Source organism: Mycobacterium sp. NGS26 (genome assembly GCF_059813025.1).
Window position 1 is genome coordinate 725434 of sequence record NZ_JCALDU010000001.1, and the last position, 16276, is coordinate 741709.

Genomic DNA, 16276 nt, shown 5'->3' on the forward strand with positions numbered 1-16276 from the left:
GCCAAACCGCGGATCCATGAGAACACTATTCTCTCATTTTGAGAGTCAGAGTTGCAAGGAGCGGTGCGAGGCGGCAACCGTGTGGATTTGCGATGGTGGGTGCATGACTCACGGGCGTATCGCGGTCCCGGGCGGGAACGTCTGGTTCAACCGCGTCGGCAGCGGGCCCGGTCTCCCGCTGCTCGTGGTTCACGGCGGGCCGGGCCTGCCGCACAACTACTTGCGGGCGCTGGAACGCCTGGCCGACGAGCGCGAGGTCATCTTCTGGGACCAACTCGGCTGCGGGAACTCCGAATCCCCTTCCGACCCAGAGCTTTGGACGATGGAACGCTCGGTGGCCGAAATGGACGCCGTGGTCCGAGCCTTGGGGCTGAACCGCTTTCACGTCTTCGGCAACTCGTGGGGCGGAATGCTCGCGCAACAATATGTGCTAGACGTCGCATCAGGGGCCGTCAGCCTCGTCATCTCGAACAGCATCGCGTCCATACCGCAATTCGCGGAGATGGTCGCGCGCTTGAAGTCCGAGCTGGACCCGGCGACCCAATCCGCCATCGACCGTCATGAAGCCGCCGGCACGACGCACGCGGCCGAATACCAGGCCGCGATCAGGACGTGGAACGAGATGCATCTCTGCCGGGTTCGTCCGTGGCCCAGAGAAGTCGAGGAAGCGTTCAGGAACATGGGAACCGAGGTCTTCGAGACGATGTTCGGGCCCAGCGACTTTCACATCGTCGGGACCATCCGGAGCTGGGACGTGTTCGACCGCTTAGCCGAAATCGCGTTGCCGACGTTGGTGCTTGCGGGCAGGTACGACGAGTGCGTGCCCGAACACGCGTGGGAAATCCACCGGCGCATAGCGGGTTCGCAATTCGAGTTGTTCGAGTTCAGCGCCCACATGCCGTTCATCGAGGAGCCGGACCGATTCGATCAGGTGATGCGTGAGTTCCTGCGTCGACGCGACTGATCGGCGGCTGCCCGGCCCGGACACTTTGGACGACGAGGCCGATGACCCATTCGATCGCCTTAATGGCTTCAGACGAACTCACCCCCCAGTGCACGACCAGACGTTCATAGGACAAGGGGCTCCACAGCACGTCGAGCACGCCCGCCACCAGGGTTTGCTGCTGCGACGACCAGTCGGGAGCGGCTGCCGAGATGGCGCCTCGCAAAGCGTCGCCGCGGGCGCGATCCATGGACGTGAATGTCGGGTCGTCGGGCTCGGCGCTCCACGAAGCGACCGCAAAGAATGAAAGCGCTTCGAAGACGCGGCGCGCCACGGCGGCCACGTCATCGAGCTCGACATGCTCATAGGTCACGCCGGCGCGCTCTTGCAGGCGCTGCATTACCGCGTCATGCAGCTCTCGTTCGGTGGCGAAGTGGCGAAACACCGTGCGCTTGCTGACCCCCGCGCCGTCGGCGACCGCCTGGAACGTCATCGCACTCCAATCCATGTCGGGCAAGCGTTCGACCAGCGCGACGCCGGAGCGAACGATCCGGTCGCGTGTTTCGGCGGTCCGCCGCTCCCGCAATTCGCTGCGGTAACGCCGCTGACCAGGTGCCGCCGCGTCCGGCGAAGTTGCCATTGACAGCCCGTCCCTATTCACGTCATCATGATGACACCAATTAGCTAACAGGTCGAGCCGGCGCCGTCCCCCACGGCATGTGCCGCCCAGGAGAAGCCCAATGGACTCGGTCGAAGACGTGCTGGACGCGGCGTGCCGTGATACCGGACTTGACGACTTCGGCGCCGATACGTTCCGCGAGGGCCTCGCGCTGCTCGTCGAATCGCTGCGTACCGAAGCCGATCTGAATCCGATGGGTGAGTTGATCGTCCGCGATCTGATCATGAAGGCGCTGAGAAACCGGCTCCACATCGAGGACTGGTATCGGCGTCATCCCGAGATCGATGACGAGGTGATCGAGCATCCGTTGATCGGACTCGGCCTACCGCGCACCGGGTCGACCGCCCTTTCCTTCTTGCTTGCTGAAGACCCGAATAGGCGTTCGCTGCGCACCTGGGAGGCCGCCGAACCGTGCCCGCCCCCGTCCACCGTCAAAGGCCCGGACCCCCGGATAGCGGCCGCCGAGTCCCAGCAGCAGATGATGGACGCCGCCGCGCCACGGTTGGCCGCGCTGGTGCCATCGACGGCGACGGGCCCCGCGGAGTGCCTGTCCCTCATGGCGCTCGACTTCAAGAGTCATTACTTTCAGGCGTTCGCGCACATCCCGTCATATTCGCGGTGGCTACTCAACGCCGACCTCACGGCGACCTACGCCTACGAACGGCGGGCCTTGAAACTGTTGCAGTGGCGCCAACCTCGCAGGCCCTGGACGTTGAAGACTCCGACGCATCTGCTGTTTCTGCCTTACCTGGACCAGGCGTTCCCGGGCGCGCGTTACATCTGGACCCACCGCGACCCCTCGGAGGTGATCCTATCGGTCGCCGATCTCTACGCCGAGTTCAGCCAGATGACCTCGAACACGGTGGACCGGGCCTATCTCGGGCGGCTCAATGTCGAGCATTGGTCTGTCGGTATGCAAAGGGCGTTGGCGTTTCGCGATGCGGGCAACGACGACCGCTTCCTCGACCTGGAATTCGGTGCCGTGCAACGTGATCCGATCGGTGAAGTCAAGCGTCTGTACGCTTGGCTTGGCGAACCGGTGTCCCCCGAGTTCGAGGCCGGCATGCTCAGGTGGTGGGGGGCGGCGGCGGCGTCGCGTCCGGCGAACACGCATCCCGACGCGGCGACTTTCGGGCTGACCATGGAGAAGGTGCGCCCGTTGTTCGCCGACTACATCCAACGCGCGGCCACGTGGACAGCAGCCACGGCGAGGCTACGATGACCATCGAATTGACCGGAGGCCTGCGCGAGGATTGGGAATACGTCTGGGCCCAACAGCCCGCGGACCCGGAAGCCCGCGAGTCGGTAAACGCATGGATCTGGGACGACAGCGGCACCTTCGGCATTCCTCGCATCGGGATCGAGGCCGTCGCCGACCAGTGGGAAACCCACGACGTCCAAGTGAACCTCGCCTTCGCCGATGGTCGGGTTTTCAACATCTTCGGCCCGGCGCCCGTCCACAACCCATTGGGCGTCGACGGCATACCGCGAATTCTGGGCGCGGGGCCGCTGTCGTTCGAGCTCGTCGAGCCCTACCGGCAGTTGCGGGTCAGGCTGGACGGCGAGGCCGTCGCCACGACGGTCGACGCCCAGATGAAGGGGTGGACGCGTGGTCGGCCGACGGTGACCGCGTTGCGGTCAAGGCAGAGATAGATATTCGCCCGGCACTGCCGCCCTGGGAAAACGGTTCGACCAGCGACGAGGCGCGGCGGATCCTGTCCACGCAGGAAGAGGGCTACCTCATCGGCTATCCCTGGCGCTTCGAGCAACTCTGCCGCGCCACCGGCACAATCACCATCGGAAGCGAGACGCACGCACTCAACGGCGGCGCCAACCGGATCCGCCGCCAGGGTGTGCGTCGCCTGGCGCCGTTGTGGGGCCACGTCTGGCAAGCCGCCGCATTCCCAAGCGGTTTCGGATTCGGATTCCAGGTCTATCCGCCGCGCAAAGACGGCAAGCCAACCTACAACGAGGGCTACGTCGTCCGGGACGGCCAACTCGTCCCCGCCCGAGTGGTCAAAGCGCCGTTTTTGAGCAAACTTCAGCCAGCGGGGGAAGATGTTTCCCTCACGCTCGAAACCGCCGACCAAATCATCGAAATCGAGGGTCACACAACGATGTCCACGTTCATGATCATGCCTCCCGAGATCTCCGGTGGTCTGCAGTTGCAGCAGGCGCTAACCCGATACAGCTACAACGGCGAGACGGTGATCGGAATGCTCGAGCGCTCGATCGCGCGTGATCAGGTCACCTCCTGACCGACTGGTCGCGGTCAGTTCTTGCCCGCCGCCAGCTTGGTGACGATCGACCGGAAGTCCTCGGTTAGGAACGACTGACTCTCGGCCGACAGCGCATAGTCCAAGCTGGCCAGGACCGCCCGCTCCAGATGAATGTTGAGCACCCGCTTGGTGCTTTCCACCGCCTGCTGGGGCAGCTCGAGAATCTTTTTGGCACAAGCGATTGCCTCCGCAACCGGGTCGGCCACCACGTGATTGGCCAGACCGAGTTCGACGGCGCGCTCCGCTTTGATCCGGGTGCCGGTCAGCGCGTACTCCTTGGCCAACAGCAGGCTGATATGCAGCGGCCAGGTCAGCGGTCCGCCGTCGGCGGCCACCAAACCCACCTGCACGTGCGGATCGGCGAGATAGGCGTCTTCGGCGATGTAGACGATGTCGCTCAGCGCGACCAGGCTGCAGCCCAGCCCGACGGCCGGGCCATTCACCGCGGCCACCACCGGAATTCGGCACCGCGCCATGCCCAGCACGATCTCGCGGCCGTCCCGGATGGTCTTGGCGCGCAGATCGGCGTCGGCCGACAGTTCCTTGAGATACGAGAAATCGCCGCCGGCCGAAAACGCCCTGCCGGCCCCGGTGATCACCGCGGCGCGGGCCGTGGGGTCGTCGGTCAGCCGCTGCCACAGCCGCGCGAGCCCTACGTGCAGGTCGTCGTTGACGGAGTTGAGCGAGTCGGGCCGGTTCAGCGTGATGATGCGCAGTGCACCGTCGGCACGGACGTCGATTTCGGGTGGCATGTCGTACATTCAGACTCCCAATCCCAGGATTCGCGAAGCGATGATGTTCTTCTGTATCTGTGATGTCCCGCCCATGACGCTCTGCGCACGACTGTACAAATAGGCGCTGAGCAGATCGGGATCGCGGGTGCCCGTGACGGCCAGCGCGGCGTGCCCCACGGATTGCTCGACCCAGGTCATCAGCAGCTTGTCGAGCGAGCCCTCGGGCCCGTGCGACACCCCGTCCAGTTGTTCGGACAGTCGCCGCCGGACGTGATGCGTCAGCATCTCCGACTGGACGGCCGCCCACGCCAGCTCGTCGGGCACCGGGTCGTCGTTGCGCGCCAACAACTCTCGGACGAGCTTGCCGTATCTGGCCGCGTAGCCCAGCGTGGATGGCTCGCGCTCGTGCCCGACGACGGTCATGGCGACCGCCCAGCCGTCACCGGGGGCGCCGACCATCCGATCCGCCGGCACGGTTGCGCCGTCGAAGAACACCTGGCCGAATTCGTTGGTGACCCCGTTCATCATGCGCAGCGGGCGCTGTTGCACGCCAGGCTGTTTCATCGCGATCACGAACGCCGAAATGCCGCGGTGGCGTTTGGCCTCGGGGTCGGTGCGGGCCAGCAGCAAACACCAGTCCGCGACGTCGGAGTAGCTGGTCCAGATCTTGTGCCCGTGCACCACGTAGTTGTCGCCGTCACGGGTGGCGGTGGTGGTCAGCGAGGCCAGATCCGATCCGGCTCCCGGCTCGCTGAAACCCTGACACCAGCGCTCGGTGCCGCTGATGATGCCGGGCAGGAAGCGCTTGCGCAGCTCGTCGCTGCCGTGCCTGCCGATGCCGTGTACCAGATAGCCGACGCTGGGGCGCGGCGGGGCACCGGCGCGCACCAGCTCCTCGTCGACGATGACGTCGTACACCGGCGGCAGGTCCTGCCCGCCCCAGTCGCGGGGCCAGGACAGGCCGAAGAAGCCACCCTCGTAGAGGGCGCGATGCCAGTCGGCCATGCGCACCCAATACTCGTCACCGGAGCCGGCAAACTCCTTGGCGTGCACGGAAAGCCACGATCGCAGCCGCTCCCGGAAGGCGGCCTCCTGGTCTGAGTCACGAAAGTCCAAGGTCGATCTCCTTCAGCGTTACCGGCCACAGCTCGGTCGATGTCAGCGCGCGCCGCAGGTAGACGTGCACCACGCACTCCCAGGTATTGCCGATGCCGCCGTGCACCTGCACGGCGGTCTCGCAGACGGTTCGGGTGGCGCGCGCGCAATAGACCTTTGCGACCTGAGCGGCTCGAATGGCTTCGGCGGGCGTCAGCTCGTCTACCGCCCAGGCGGCATGGCGCAACACGCTCACCGAACCTTCGATCAGGGCAAGGCTTTCGGCCAACAAATGGGCGATGGCCTGGTAGGAGCCGATCTGCTTGCCGTACTGCTCGCGGATCTTCGCGTAGTCGACCGCGACGGCGTGGGCGCCCCGGGCGATTCCGACCAGGTCCGCCGTCGTGGTGACCAGCGCCAGCGCGCGCCACCGCGCGGCGGCGTCGGCGGATACCTCACCGAGGGCCACCGGCGACCCGGCCGTGCTCGCCTCGGCGCGGGTCAAGTCGGCTTCGGTCCGGACATCGCCGACATCGGCCGCGAGGATCGTAGTGTTGGAGAGCGAGAGGGCGCGCTGAGCGCCCCGGGCGTCGATCACCCGGTCGTCCACTGCGATGGTCAAGCCCTCGCTCTCGGCACCGAGGTACCGCGCCAGATCGTCGGCCAGCATCGGTCCGAGGAACGGTGCGTCGACGAGTCGGCGGCCGAATTCCTCGGCGACGATGGCGACTTCGACGCCGGATGCCCCGTCGGATCGCAACTCTCGCCAGCCGGTCATCTCAATCTGCTTGTCCAACCGCGTGATTCGACTCTGGTCATCGAGATCCTGCACCGCCCCGGGGCCCAGGTCGTCGGCCAGCTTGGCGGCGGCGTCACGCAGTTGCCGCTGTTCAGCTGTCAGACGTACATCCATAGCGCTCCTTCAGCACTCGCCGCAGCACCTTGCCCGAGGGCAGGCGAGGGATATCGGGCACGAACACGATCCGGCTCAGGTGTTTGTAGGACGCTAGCCTCTCGTCCACGCTGGCGATCAGGTCGGTGGCGTCGATCGGTGCGCGCGCCGCCACCGCGGCGACGATCGCTTCGCCGTTGATCCCGTCGGGAACACCGAACACCGCGCAATCCTCGACGGCCGGATGGCCGTGCAGCACCGTCTCGATCTCGGCCGGCGCGACCTGAAAGCCGCGCACCTTGATCATCTCCTTGAGACGATCGGTGATCCGCAGCCAGCCGTCGGCGTCGAGCCAGCCGACGTCCCCGGTCCGGTACCAGCCGTCGCACATCGCCTCGCCGGTCGCCTCGTCCGGCAGATAGCCGGCCATCAGCGACATCGCTCGCGCCTGGATCTCGCCGACCTCGCCCGCGCCCACCGGCTGGCCGGTCTCCAGCGAGACCACCCGCAGGTCGACACCCGGCACCGGGCGCCCGACCGAGTCGAGGCGGGCACCGTCGAGCGGATTGCACGCGATGACGGGCAGTTCCGTGGTCCCGTACGCGGGCACCCACCCGACGCCGGTCCGTCGGGTCACGGCCTCGGCGACGTTGGCGCTGACCGGCGTCGCGCCCCACATGATGAAGCGCAGCGAGGACAGGTCGTAGGACTCGAGGCCGGGATGCGAGGCGATGGCCAGCGCGATGGGGGCGACCGCCATTTCGATTGTGATGCGGTCGCTTTCGATGTGGCGCAGGATCTGATCGATGTCGAAGCGGCGATGCAACCGCATCCACGCGCGAATCTGCAGGGCCGTGAGGATGTTGAGCAGGCCGAGGATGTGTGAGGGCGGCGTCGCGATCTGGATGCGGTCGTGCCGGGTCAGCTGCAGCGCGTCGCGCCACTGCTGCATGGCCACGCCCAACGACGCGTGGGTGTGCCGGACGGCCTTCGGCAGACCGGTGGTGCCGGAGCTGAAGACGAGGACCGCGTCGCCCTTCGGCGGCACCGAACACGACGTCGGCTCCGCGGCGGCGACGGGTTCGTCGAGGTGCAACATCGGCATCAAACCGGCGAGCACGGGATGGTCCCCGACGGCGTGGGCCGGACCGGTCAGCGCCAGCGCGTGGTCGACCTCGTGGCGCTTCCACGCCGGGCTGATCAGCACCGCCACCGCGCCCAGCCGCCAGATCGCGAGCAGGGCGGCGACGAATTCCGGCCGGTTGGACGCCATCAGCGCAACTCGCTCACCTGGAGCGACGTTGATCCGATCCAGGGTTCGGGCCAGCCCGGCGGCCAGCGCATCGAGCTGCGGCAGGGTGAATCGCCGTTCCTCGAACACGAGCGCGGGCGGCTCGGTCACGTCCCGTCCTTCCAGCAGTCTGGCGTGAGAAGATGCTATCGCCTAGCGAGAATAGTATTCTCTATACTGAAGAACGCAAGTACGGAAGGGGGCGGTCATGGTGGCGGTCACCCGGACCATCGAGGAGACCCGACGGGTGACAGATCCGGTAAACGGCGCCGAGGCCGGCACGGTGACGATCCACCTCGATCGTAAGAAGGTGTCGGTCCCGCTGGTGCCCGGCGAGACGTTGTTGGAAACCGCGCGACGGGCCGGCCTGGAGCCGCCGTTCAGCTGCGAGGCCGGCAACTGCGGCACCTGCATGGCCAGGCTCGAGGAGGGCCACGTGACCATGCGCGTGAACGACGCCCTCGACGAAGACGAGGTGGCCGAGGGCTACATTCTGACGTGCCAGGGCGTGCCCGACTCGGATTCGATCACGGTGCGCTACGAGTAGTCACAGGAGAGGCGGCGACGATGGCCAAGGGAATCATGCTCGTGGAGAGTGTGCCCAGTTCGCCCGATCGCGAGCAGGAGTACAACACCTGGTACGACGAAGTTCACATACCCGAGCTGCTGGCGCTCGACGGAATCGTCGCGGCGCGCCGGCTGCGTCCGGTCGACGGGCAGGGCCCGTATGTCGCCATCTACGAGCTCGAGGGCGACGACCTGCAGGCCATCTTGGACAACATGATCGCCAACGCCGGCCAGCTGCACATGTCCGACGCCCTGCAGCTGGATCCGGCGCCGATCCCGCGACTGCTCGAGGTGACAACCGAGCAGCGCGGCTAGGGTGTGAGCTGGTGGCTTCGAGTGTGAGCTCACGGCTTCGAAAGTGAACTGGCGGCGGCGTTTTCGCGATTTCGGCGCCCTGGATGCACGCTCGAAACCGGTGTTCACAGTCGAACGGTCAGCCGTCGCTCAGCTCCGGCGGCGGACGGTATTCGGGCTGATAGCCGGAGACGTTGATCGGACTGCCGACAAGACGGAAATCGCCCGCCGTCACAACCGCTTCCGGTGTCGCCTTCAACGCCTCGGACAGCGTCCTGACGGCCGCCGCGGGAACGCCGAGCGGACGCAACCGTCGTTCCCAGCCGGGCGCGCTGTCGGTCGCCAGCATCGCCGTGACGACGGCAAGCACCTCGTCGCGGCGGGCCACCCGCTCCGCCATGGTTTCGAAGCCGCCGATGCCCGCCTCGGCGGCGAACGATTTCCAGAAGCCGTCGTGCGTGATGAACAGCGCCAGATACCCTTCGGCGGTCGGAAACAGCTGAGCCGGCACGTAATACGAGTGTGCGCCGTGTGGATGCCGCTGCGGCTCGACGCCGTCGTTCAGGTAGGCGGAGGCGTGATAGTTCAGCTGCGACAGCATCACGTCGCGCAGCGACACATCCACCTGTCCGCCGGTGCCGGAGATGATCTTGGCCAAAAGCCCCAGCGCCGCGCACATTCCGGTGGAGTTGTCGGCCGACGAGTAGCCCGGCAGCGTCGGCGGGCCGTCCGGGTCGCCGGTCAGCGCGGCGGTGCCGACGCCCGCCTGAACCACGTAGTCGAACGCCGGGTCGTCGCCGCCGTGCAGGCCGAAGCCGGTGATCGCCACGCAGACTATCCGCTCGTTGTGCCGCCGCAACGCGTCATACGTGAGGCCCAGCCGGCGGATCGCCGACGGTTTCAGGTTCACCAGCAGCGCGTGGGATTGCGACACCAGCTCGCCCAGGTGTTGCTGTCCGCTTTGCGAATTCAGGTCCAGGCAGATGCTGGACTTGTTGCGGTTCAGGCTGGCGAAGTAGCTGGGGCCGACGCCGCGGGAGATCTCGCCGCCGCGGGGCTCGATCTTGGTGACGTCGGCGCCGAGATCGGCGAGCAGCATGGTGGCGTACGGGCCGGCCAGCATGGTGCCGACCTCGAGGATCCGTATCCCCGCCAGCGGTCCGCCGCCCGTCACCGCAACTCCGTCGCGAGCGTGGCGATCATCTCGCGGGTTCGGCGCTTGGAGGCGACGAGCTCGTCCCGGTTGTCGCCGATGGGCAGCAGCCGCACCGACAAATCGGTCACACCGGCGTCGGCGAATCGTCGCATCCGGGCCAGGATCTCCCCCTCGTCGCCGGCCGCACACAGGTCGCCGACATCGCGGGCGTCGCCGCGTTCGAGCAGCCGCTGGTAGTTCGGCGACACCTCGGCCTCCCCGAGGATGCGGTTGGCCCGCTCCTTGGCCTCGTCGACTTGTGCAGGCGCACACAGGCATACCGGGATACCCGCGACGATCCGCGGCGCCTGGCGTCCCGCATCCGCGGCGGCCTTGGTGATCTTCGGCGCGATGTGCTCGCCGATCGCGCGCTCGTCGGCCATCCACAACACGGTGCCGTCGGCGAGTTCACCGGCAAGCTGCAGCATCACCGGCCCCAGCGCGGCGACGAGCACCGGCATCGGGGTGTCGGCCCCGATCGCGAGCGGATTGTGCACCCTGAACGAATCGTTCTCGACGTCAACCGGTCCCGGGCCGGCGATGGCGGCGCCCAGCACCTGCAGGTAGTCGCGGGTGTAGGCGGCGGGCTTGTCATACGGCAGGCCGAGCATGTCCCGGATGATCCAGTGATGCGAGGGCCCGACGCCCAGCACCAACCGTCCACCGGCCACCGCATGCGTCGAGAGCGCTTGTCGGGCAAGGGCAATCGGGTGCTGGGCCTGCAGCGGCACCACCGCGGTGCCGAGCTCGATGCGCGCGCTGTGCGCGGCCATCAGCGACACCATGGTCAGGCAGTCGAAGTCGTCGGGCACCTGGGGCATCCACGCGGTGTCCAGGCCCGCGGATTCGGCCCATTCGATATCGGAGGCCAGCTTGTGCACCTTGCGGGCCATATCGCCGCGCTCGGCGCCGATCATCACTCCGATGCGCACGTTTCCTCTGTTTCTGTCGAAGCGGGTTCGGGAGCGCCGGTCAGCGCGCGGATCTCGCGCACCAGCGTGTCGAGCGGTGTCCCGGTGGGAAATACCGCGGCCGCGCCGGCGGACAGCAGCTTGGGCACGTCGGCGTGCGGAATGGTGCCGCCGACGACGACGGCGATGTCGCCGGCGTCGGCCGCCCGCAACGCCTCGATGGTGCGTTGGGTCAGCGTCAGGTGGGCGCCGGACAGGATGCTCAGGCCCACCACTGCGACGTCCTCCTGGACCGCGATCGACGCGATGTCTTCGATGCGCTGCCGGATGCCGGTGTAGATGACCTCGAAGCCAGCATCGCGCAGGGTGCGGGCGACGATCTTGGCCCCCCGGTCGTGCCCGTCGAGGCCGGGCTTGGCAACCAGAACCCGCACGGCCATTCAGAACACCACCGGTTGCTGGAATTCGCCCCACACCGCTTTGAGCGCGGAGACCATCTCGCCGACGGTGCAGTAGGCGTTGGCGCAGTCGATCAGCTTCTGCATCAGATTGTCGGTTCCCTCGGCGGCGCGCGACAGCGCGTCCAGGCTGGATTTCACTGCGGCCGAATCCCTTTCGGCCTTCACCTTCGAGAGCCGCTTGAGCTGTAGATCGCGGCCCTCGGCGTCGAGCTCGTAGGTGTCGACATCGTGTTGCGGCTCCTCGGTCACGAACCGGTTGACCCCGACGACGGGCCGGGTGCCGGCTTCGATGTCCTGGTGCATCCGGAAGGCCTCGTCGGCGATGAGCCCCTGCAGGTAGCCGTCCTCGATCGCGCTGACCATGCCGCCGTGCCGGTCGAGGTCGTCCATGATCTCGATGATGCGGGCCTCGGTTTCGTCGGTGAGCGCCTCGACGAAGTAGGAGCCGCCGAGCGGGTCGGCGACGCTGGCCACGCCGCTTTCGTAGGCCAGGATCTGCTGGGTGCGCAGCGCCAGCGTGGTGGATTCCTCGGTGGGCAACGCGAACGGCTCGTCCCAGGCCGCGGTGAACATCGACTGGACGCCGCCCAGCACCGCCGCCATCGCCTCGTAGGCCACCCGCACCACGTTGTTGTGCGCCTGCGGGGCGAACAGCGACGCGCCGCCGCACACGCAGCCGAAGCGGAACATCGACGCCTTGTCCGTCGTCGCCCCGTAGCGTTCCCGCACGATCGTCGCCCAACGTCGCCGTCCCGCACGGTATTTGGCGATCTCCTCGAAGAAGTCGCCGTGGGTATAGAAGAAGAACGAGATCTGCGGCGCGAACTGGTCGATGGTCATCCGCCCGCGTTCCACCACGGTGTCGCAATAGGTGACGCCGTCGGCCAGGGTGAACGCCATCTCCTGCACGGCGTTGGCGCCCGCGTCGCGAAAGTGCGCCCCGGCCACCGAGATCGCGTTGAATCTCGGGACCTCCGCGGCGCAGAACTCGATGGTGTCGGCGATCAGCCGCAGGGACGGCTCCGGCGGCCAGATCCAGGTCCCGCGGGAGGCGTACTCCTTGAGGATGTCGTTCTGGATGGTCCCGGTGAGCTTCGCTCGCGGTATCCCCTTCCGCTCGGCCGCCGCGACATAGAATGCCAGCAGGATCGCCGCCGTGCCGTTGATCGTCATGCTCGTGCTGATCTTGTCCAGCGGGATGCCGTCGAACAGGATCTCGGCGTCGGCCAGCGAGTCCACCGCGACGCCGACCCGCCCGACCTCCTCGCCGAACTCGGGGTCGTCGGAGTCGTAGCCGCACTGGGTGGGCAGGTCGAGCGCGACCGACAGCCCCGTCCCCCCTTGTTCGAGCAGGTATCGGTACCGGCGATTGGATTCCTCGGCGGTGCCGAACCCGGAGTACTGCCGAAACGTCCACAACTTGCCCCGGTAGCCGGACGCGAAGTTGCCGCGCGTGAAGGGGAACTGCCCGGGCGGTGGAGGTTCCGCGCTGATATCCGCCGGCCCGTAGACGGGGCGCAGCGGGATGCCCGATGGGGTCTGTGCCGCGTTATCCATCGATGAATAACGTACTTGCAAAAAAAGAGAATGCCAATACCACCATGTTGACCTGGACAAACGGGTGTACGTGCGGCGGGTTGTCCGCCGCGGATCGCTGGGTGCACTCTAAGCTGCTGGGCGCGAGGGCCGAAACGACGCGGAGGTCGACATGACGGTTTCCAGGCCATCGGCGGCGGATATCGACGCCGCGGCCGACCACTTCAGCTTCCACCTCGACGCCGGTGCCCGACGGGAGTATCTGGCGGTGGTGGACCACATGCTGAGGTCCTACGACGCCGTCGACGAGCTGTACGACACGTTCGCGCGCCCGCGGGCCCCGGAGCGCGCCTACCGGTTCCCGGCGCCGGGCGAAAACCCGCTCGGCGCCTGGTATGTCACCGCCGAGATCGCCTCCGGTTCCGACGGGCCGCTGGCGGGCAGGACGGTGGCGGTCAAGGACAACATCGCGGTCGCCGGCATCCCGATGATGAACGGATCGCGCGCGGTGGAGGGTTTCGTCCCGAGCCGCGACGCGACCGTCGTCGAGCGGCTGCTCGCCGCCGGGGCGACCATCGCGGGCAAGAGCGTCTGCGAGGACCTGTGCGCCTCGGGGTCCAGCTTCACCTCCGCCTCCGGCCCGGTGCGCAACCCGTGGGACACCGCCCGGGAAACCGGCGGGTCGTCCAGTGGCAGCGCAGCACTCGTTGCCGCCGGCGCGGTCGACCTGGCCCTCGGCGGCGACCAGGGCGGGTCGATCCGGATCCCGGCGGCGCTGTGCGGGGTCGTCGGGCACAAGCCGACCCACGGGCTGCTGCCCTACACCGGCGCATTCCCGATCGAGCGGACCATCGATCACCTCGGTCCCCTGACTCGCACCGTCGCCGACGCCGCGCTTCTGCTCACGGTGCTCGCCGGGCCCGACGGCCACGACCCACGCCAGCGCGTGGAGGCGGCCACGGTCGACTACGGCGCCACGCTGACCGGTGACGTGGCCGGGCTGCGGGTGGGCATCGTCACCGAGGGCTTCGGGCAGCCCGGCTCGATGCCGGAGGTGGACGACCTGGTGCGGACGGCCGCGCAGCGGTTCACCGAGATCGGTTGCGCCGTCGGCGAAATCAGCGTGCCCTGGCACCGCCACGCCATCGACGTCTTCACCGTCATCTTCACCGACGGCACCACCTACCAGATGCTGGACGGCAACGCGTACGGCCTCGGCGCGGACGGGCTGTACGACCCGGAACTCATGGCGCACTTCGCAAAACGGCGCATCGCGACGGCCGATCAGTGCGCCAACACGGTCAAGGCGACGGCGCTGTGCGGGCATTACGGCCTGAGAACACTTGGCGGCGTGTCCTATGCGAAGGCGCGCAATCTGCTGCCCCGCGTGCGGGCCGCCTACGATGCGGCGCTCGACCAATACGACGTGCTGGCGATGCCCACCGTGCCCGGTACGGCCGACACGCTGCCGACGGGCGACCCGCAGGACGTCGCGCTGCTGGGGCGCGCCCTCGGCAAGGCGTACAACACCGCGCCCATCGACATCACGGGCCACCCCGCGATCTCGGTGCCCGCCGGTCTGGTCGGCGGGCTACCCGTCGGAATGATGCTCGTGGGCAAGCGATTCGACGACGCGACCGTGCTGCGGGTGGCCGACGCGTTCGAATCCCTCTGCGGCGGTTTCCCCGAGGCCCCGGCCACTGAAGCGTAAGGCTATGCCCGGCAAAGGATTTCACCGTGCGGGATCGCCAACCAGCCGTCCGGGGCCGCGGCCCAGGCCCGCCACGCCGCGGAGATCTCTTCGAGCTGCGCGGCGGTCGCGAGGCCCAGCTGCAACAGGTCGCGCGCCAGGTCGGAATGCAGGATCCGGTCGGCCCACATCCCGCCCCACCAGTCGCGGGTCTCGGCCGTCGCGTAGCACCACAGGCTGCCCGTCGGCGTGACGTCATCGAATCCCGCCTCGAGGGCCCACGACAACAGCCGCCGGCCCGCATCCGGTTCGCCGCCGTTGGCGCGAGCCACCCGCCCGTAGAGGTCGCGCCAAAGGTCCAGTGCCGGCAGCCGCGGAAACCAGATGAATCCGGCGTAGTCGGCATCGCGGGCCGCCACCGTTCCGCCCGGGCGGCACACCCTGCGCGCCTCGCGCAGCGCGGCTACCGGATCCGCGACGTGCTGCAGCACCTGGTGAGCGTGAACGACATCGAATGTGTCGTCGGCAAAGTCGAGGTTGTGCACGTCGGCGGTGGCGAACGAGACGTTGGACAAGCCGCGCCGCTCGGCCTCGGCGCGCGCGACGTCGAGCACGCCGGCGGATTGGTCGACGGCCGTCACCGGGCCCGGCGCGACCCGGGCGGCGAGGTCCGCGGTGATCGTCCCGGGCCCGCAGCCGATGTCGAGCACCGATGATCCCGGCATCAGGTGGGGCAGCAGGTAGGCCGCGGAGTCCTCCGCCGTGCGGCGCTGATGACCGCGCAGCACCGATTCGTGATGCCCGTGCGTGTAGGTGGCGGGACGCCCGTCGCTCATGGTGTCGAAGCTTACTGGCGGTGATCGCTAGTCGACCGGGACGTTGAGGATCGGGCGGTCGGCGCCGGCGCCGGGACCGTCGAAATGCCACCACTCCCCGGAGTACGGGGTCAAACCGCCATACTTCATGGCGTCCCGCAGCCGCGCCCGGTTCGCCTGGGCGTCGGCGCTTACCCCCTGGGTGGCGAAAGCCGTTGCGCGCGGGGAGAAGTCGTCGAAGTCGGTGCCCATGTCGGCCAGGCACAGCCCGTCGGCTTGCCGCTCGGGCGGGCACTGCTGTTGCACGCTGGTGAAGGCCACATCGACCGAACGCCCCGACTCGTGGCTGTGCGCATACGGGCCCGGACGGGCGACCCAGGCCGGGTTGGGGACCACGTTGAACATCCTGACCTGAACGTCGTGTGGCCGGTAACAGTCCCAGAACACCATCAGATGGCCCTGGGGACGCAGCGCGGTCGCGGCCGTCGCGAGGCCCGAGGCCATGGATTGGTGCACGAGGCACCGGGCGTCGGACGGATACAACTGGGTGTGGGTGAAGTTGTTCGTGGTCGCGTAGCGCAGGTCGATCACGGCATCGGGAACCACGGTCCGAACGTCGACGAATCCGGCCGCACGCGCCGCGTCGCTGACCGGCGGCACGTTGGGGTCGGCCTGCGCGGCCGCGGCACCCGAAACCGCGACCAGACCCGCCGCGGACACGAACAGACAGAACCGCCGCAAGCGACACATTCGACCATTGTCCCGGTTGGCTACTTCCGGATCGCATGAGCCACACCGATCACTGCGAAACTTCCGCTGAGTGCTTCTGCAAAGCGCCCGGCGGCCTGGCATTGCGCCCACTGCCGCCTTCGTCCGCTGAACGCCTGACATCCG

18 protein-coding genes are annotated in these 16276 nt (G+C 67.7%); 7 read left to right on the forward strand and 11 right to left on the reverse strand.

What is annotated here, in order from left to right:
* Positions 1 to 103 precede the first annotated feature (103 nt).
* Entirely contained in the window at positions 104 to 964 is an 861-nt protein-coding gene (locus tag AC5Y6X_RS03430) for a proline iminopeptidase-family hydrolase (protein WP_499984526.1), read from the forward strand.
* On the opposite strand, the gene AC5Y6X_RS03435 is transcribed toward AC5Y6X_RS03430, so the two are convergent.
* The gene (locus tag AC5Y6X_RS03435) at positions 903 to 1604 is read right to left on the reverse strand and encodes a TetR/AcrR family transcriptional regulator (RefSeq protein ID WP_499984528.1); all 702 of its coding nucleotides are present in this window, start codon (positions 1602 to 1604) and stop codon (positions 903 to 905) included. The genes AC5Y6X_RS03430 and AC5Y6X_RS03435 overlap by 62 nt on opposite strands.
* 79 nt (positions 1605 to 1683) lie before the next feature.
* Between AC5Y6X_RS03435 and AC5Y6X_RS03440 the strand changes: the two genes are divergently transcribed.
* The 3 genes from AC5Y6X_RS03440 to AC5Y6X_RS03450 are packed head-to-tail and all read left to right on the forward strand — an operon-like array spanning position 1684 to position 3880.
* Positions 1684 to 2844: a sulfotransferase family protein gene (locus AC5Y6X_RS03440; RefSeq protein WP_499984530.1), complete on the forward strand. Its 1161-nt coding sequence runs from the start codon at positions 1684 to 1686 to the stop codon at positions 2842 to 2844.
* Positions 2841 to 3275 (forward strand): hypothetical protein, encoded by a 435-nt coding sequence (locus AC5Y6X_RS03445; RefSeq protein ID WP_499984532.1) that lies wholly within the window; start codon positions 2841 to 2843, stop codon positions 3273 to 3275. The genes AC5Y6X_RS03440 and AC5Y6X_RS03445 overlap by 4 nt, the downstream gene beginning before the upstream one ends.
* Positions 3224 to 3880, forward strand: a complete 657-nt coding sequence (locus AC5Y6X_RS03450) for a DUF7064 domain-containing protein (RefSeq protein WP_499984534.1) — start codon at positions 3224 to 3226, stop codon at positions 3878 to 3880. The genes AC5Y6X_RS03445 and AC5Y6X_RS03450 overlap by 52 nt, the downstream gene beginning before the upstream one ends.
* A gap of 14 nt (positions 3881 to 3894) precedes the next feature.
* Here the strand turns inward: AC5Y6X_RS03450 and AC5Y6X_RS03455 are convergent, their stop codons facing one another.
* The 4 genes from AC5Y6X_RS03455 to AC5Y6X_RS03470 are packed head-to-tail and all read right to left on the reverse strand — an operon-like array spanning position 3895 to position 8024.
* Positions 3895 to 4662, reverse strand: coding sequence for an enoyl-CoA hydratase/isomerase family protein (locus AC5Y6X_RS03455; RefSeq protein WP_499984536.1), 768 nt, complete (start codon positions 4660 to 4662; stop codon positions 3895 to 3897).
* A complete protein-coding gene (locus AC5Y6X_RS03460; RefSeq protein WP_499984538.1) occupies positions 4663 to 5751 on the reverse strand; it encodes an acyl-CoA dehydrogenase family protein in 1089 nt (362 codons plus the stop codon).
* Positions 5738 to 6643, reverse strand: a complete 906-nt coding sequence (locus AC5Y6X_RS03465; RefSeq protein WP_499984541.1) for an acyl-CoA dehydrogenase family protein — start codon at positions 6641 to 6643, stop codon at positions 5738 to 5740. Before AC5Y6X_RS03465 ends, AC5Y6X_RS03460 begins: the two co-directional genes overlap by 14 nt.
* The gene (locus AC5Y6X_RS03470) at positions 6621 to 8024 is read right to left on the reverse strand and encodes a class I adenylate-forming enzyme family protein (protein ID WP_499984543.1); all 1404 of its coding nucleotides are present in this window, start codon (positions 8022 to 8024) and stop codon (positions 6621 to 6623) included. Before AC5Y6X_RS03470 ends, AC5Y6X_RS03465 begins: the two co-directional genes overlap by 23 nt.
* A gap of 100 nt (positions 8025 to 8124) precedes the next feature.
* Here AC5Y6X_RS03470 and AC5Y6X_RS03475 point away from each other — a divergent pair, with 100 nt between their 5' ends.
* Positions 8125 to 8460 (forward strand): 2Fe-2S iron-sulfur cluster-binding protein, encoded by a 336-nt coding sequence (locus tag AC5Y6X_RS03475; protein ID WP_324674988.1) that lies wholly within the window; start codon positions 8125 to 8127, stop codon positions 8458 to 8460.
* Positions 8461 to 8480: 20 nt separating this feature from the next.
* The gene (locus tag AC5Y6X_RS03480) at positions 8481 to 8795 is read left to right on the forward strand and encodes a hypothetical protein (protein ID WP_499984545.1); all 315 of its coding nucleotides are present in this window, start codon (positions 8481 to 8483) and stop codon (positions 8793 to 8795) included.
* Positions 8796 to 8913: 118 nt separating this feature from the next.
* Here AC5Y6X_RS03480 and AC5Y6X_RS03485 read toward each other — a convergent pair whose 3' ends face one another.
* The 4 genes from AC5Y6X_RS03485 to AC5Y6X_RS03500 are packed head-to-tail and all read right to left on the reverse strand — an operon-like array spanning position 8914 to position 12898.
* Entirely contained in the window at positions 8914 to 9948 is a 1035-nt protein-coding gene (locus tag AC5Y6X_RS03485; RefSeq protein WP_499984547.1) for a CaiB/BaiF CoA transferase family protein, read from the reverse strand.
* A complete protein-coding gene (locus tag AC5Y6X_RS03490) occupies positions 9945 to 10901 on the reverse strand; it encodes an LLM class F420-dependent oxidoreductase (protein ID WP_499984550.1) in 957 nt (318 codons plus the stop codon). Before AC5Y6X_RS03490 ends, AC5Y6X_RS03485 begins: the two co-directional genes overlap by 4 nt.
* Entirely contained in the window at positions 10886 to 11320 is a 435-nt protein-coding gene (locus tag AC5Y6X_RS03495; RefSeq protein WP_499984552.1) for a cobalamin B12-binding domain-containing protein, read from the reverse strand. Before AC5Y6X_RS03495 ends, AC5Y6X_RS03490 begins: the two co-directional genes overlap by 16 nt.
* A complete protein-coding gene (locus AC5Y6X_RS03500; protein ID WP_499984553.1) occupies positions 11321 to 12898 on the reverse strand; it encodes a methylmalonyl-CoA mutase family protein in 1578 nt (525 codons plus the stop codon). It lies immediately after the preceding gene.
* Between the two features lie 151 nt (positions 12899 to 13049).
* Here AC5Y6X_RS03500 and AC5Y6X_RS03505 point away from each other — a divergent pair, with 151 nt between their 5' ends.
* Positions 13050 to 14588 (forward strand): amidase, encoded by a 1539-nt coding sequence (locus tag AC5Y6X_RS03505; protein WP_499984555.1) that lies wholly within the window; start codon positions 13050 to 13052, stop codon positions 14586 to 14588.
* Between the two features lie 2 nt (positions 14589 to 14590).
* Here AC5Y6X_RS03505 and AC5Y6X_RS03510 read toward each other — a convergent pair whose 3' ends face one another.
* Both AC5Y6X_RS03510 and AC5Y6X_RS03515 read right to left on the reverse strand, forming a co-directional pair.
* Positions 14591 to 15403: a class I SAM-dependent methyltransferase gene (locus AC5Y6X_RS03510; protein WP_499984557.1), complete on the reverse strand. Its 813-nt coding sequence runs from the start codon at positions 15401 to 15403 to the stop codon at positions 14591 to 14593.
* A 27-nt stretch (positions 15404 to 15430) separates the two neighbouring features.
* Positions 15431 to 16132, reverse strand: a complete 702-nt coding sequence (locus tag AC5Y6X_RS03515) for a M15 family metallopeptidase (protein WP_499984558.1) — start codon at positions 16130 to 16132, stop codon at positions 15431 to 15433.
* Between the last annotated feature and the right edge of the window lie 144 nt (positions 16133 to 16276).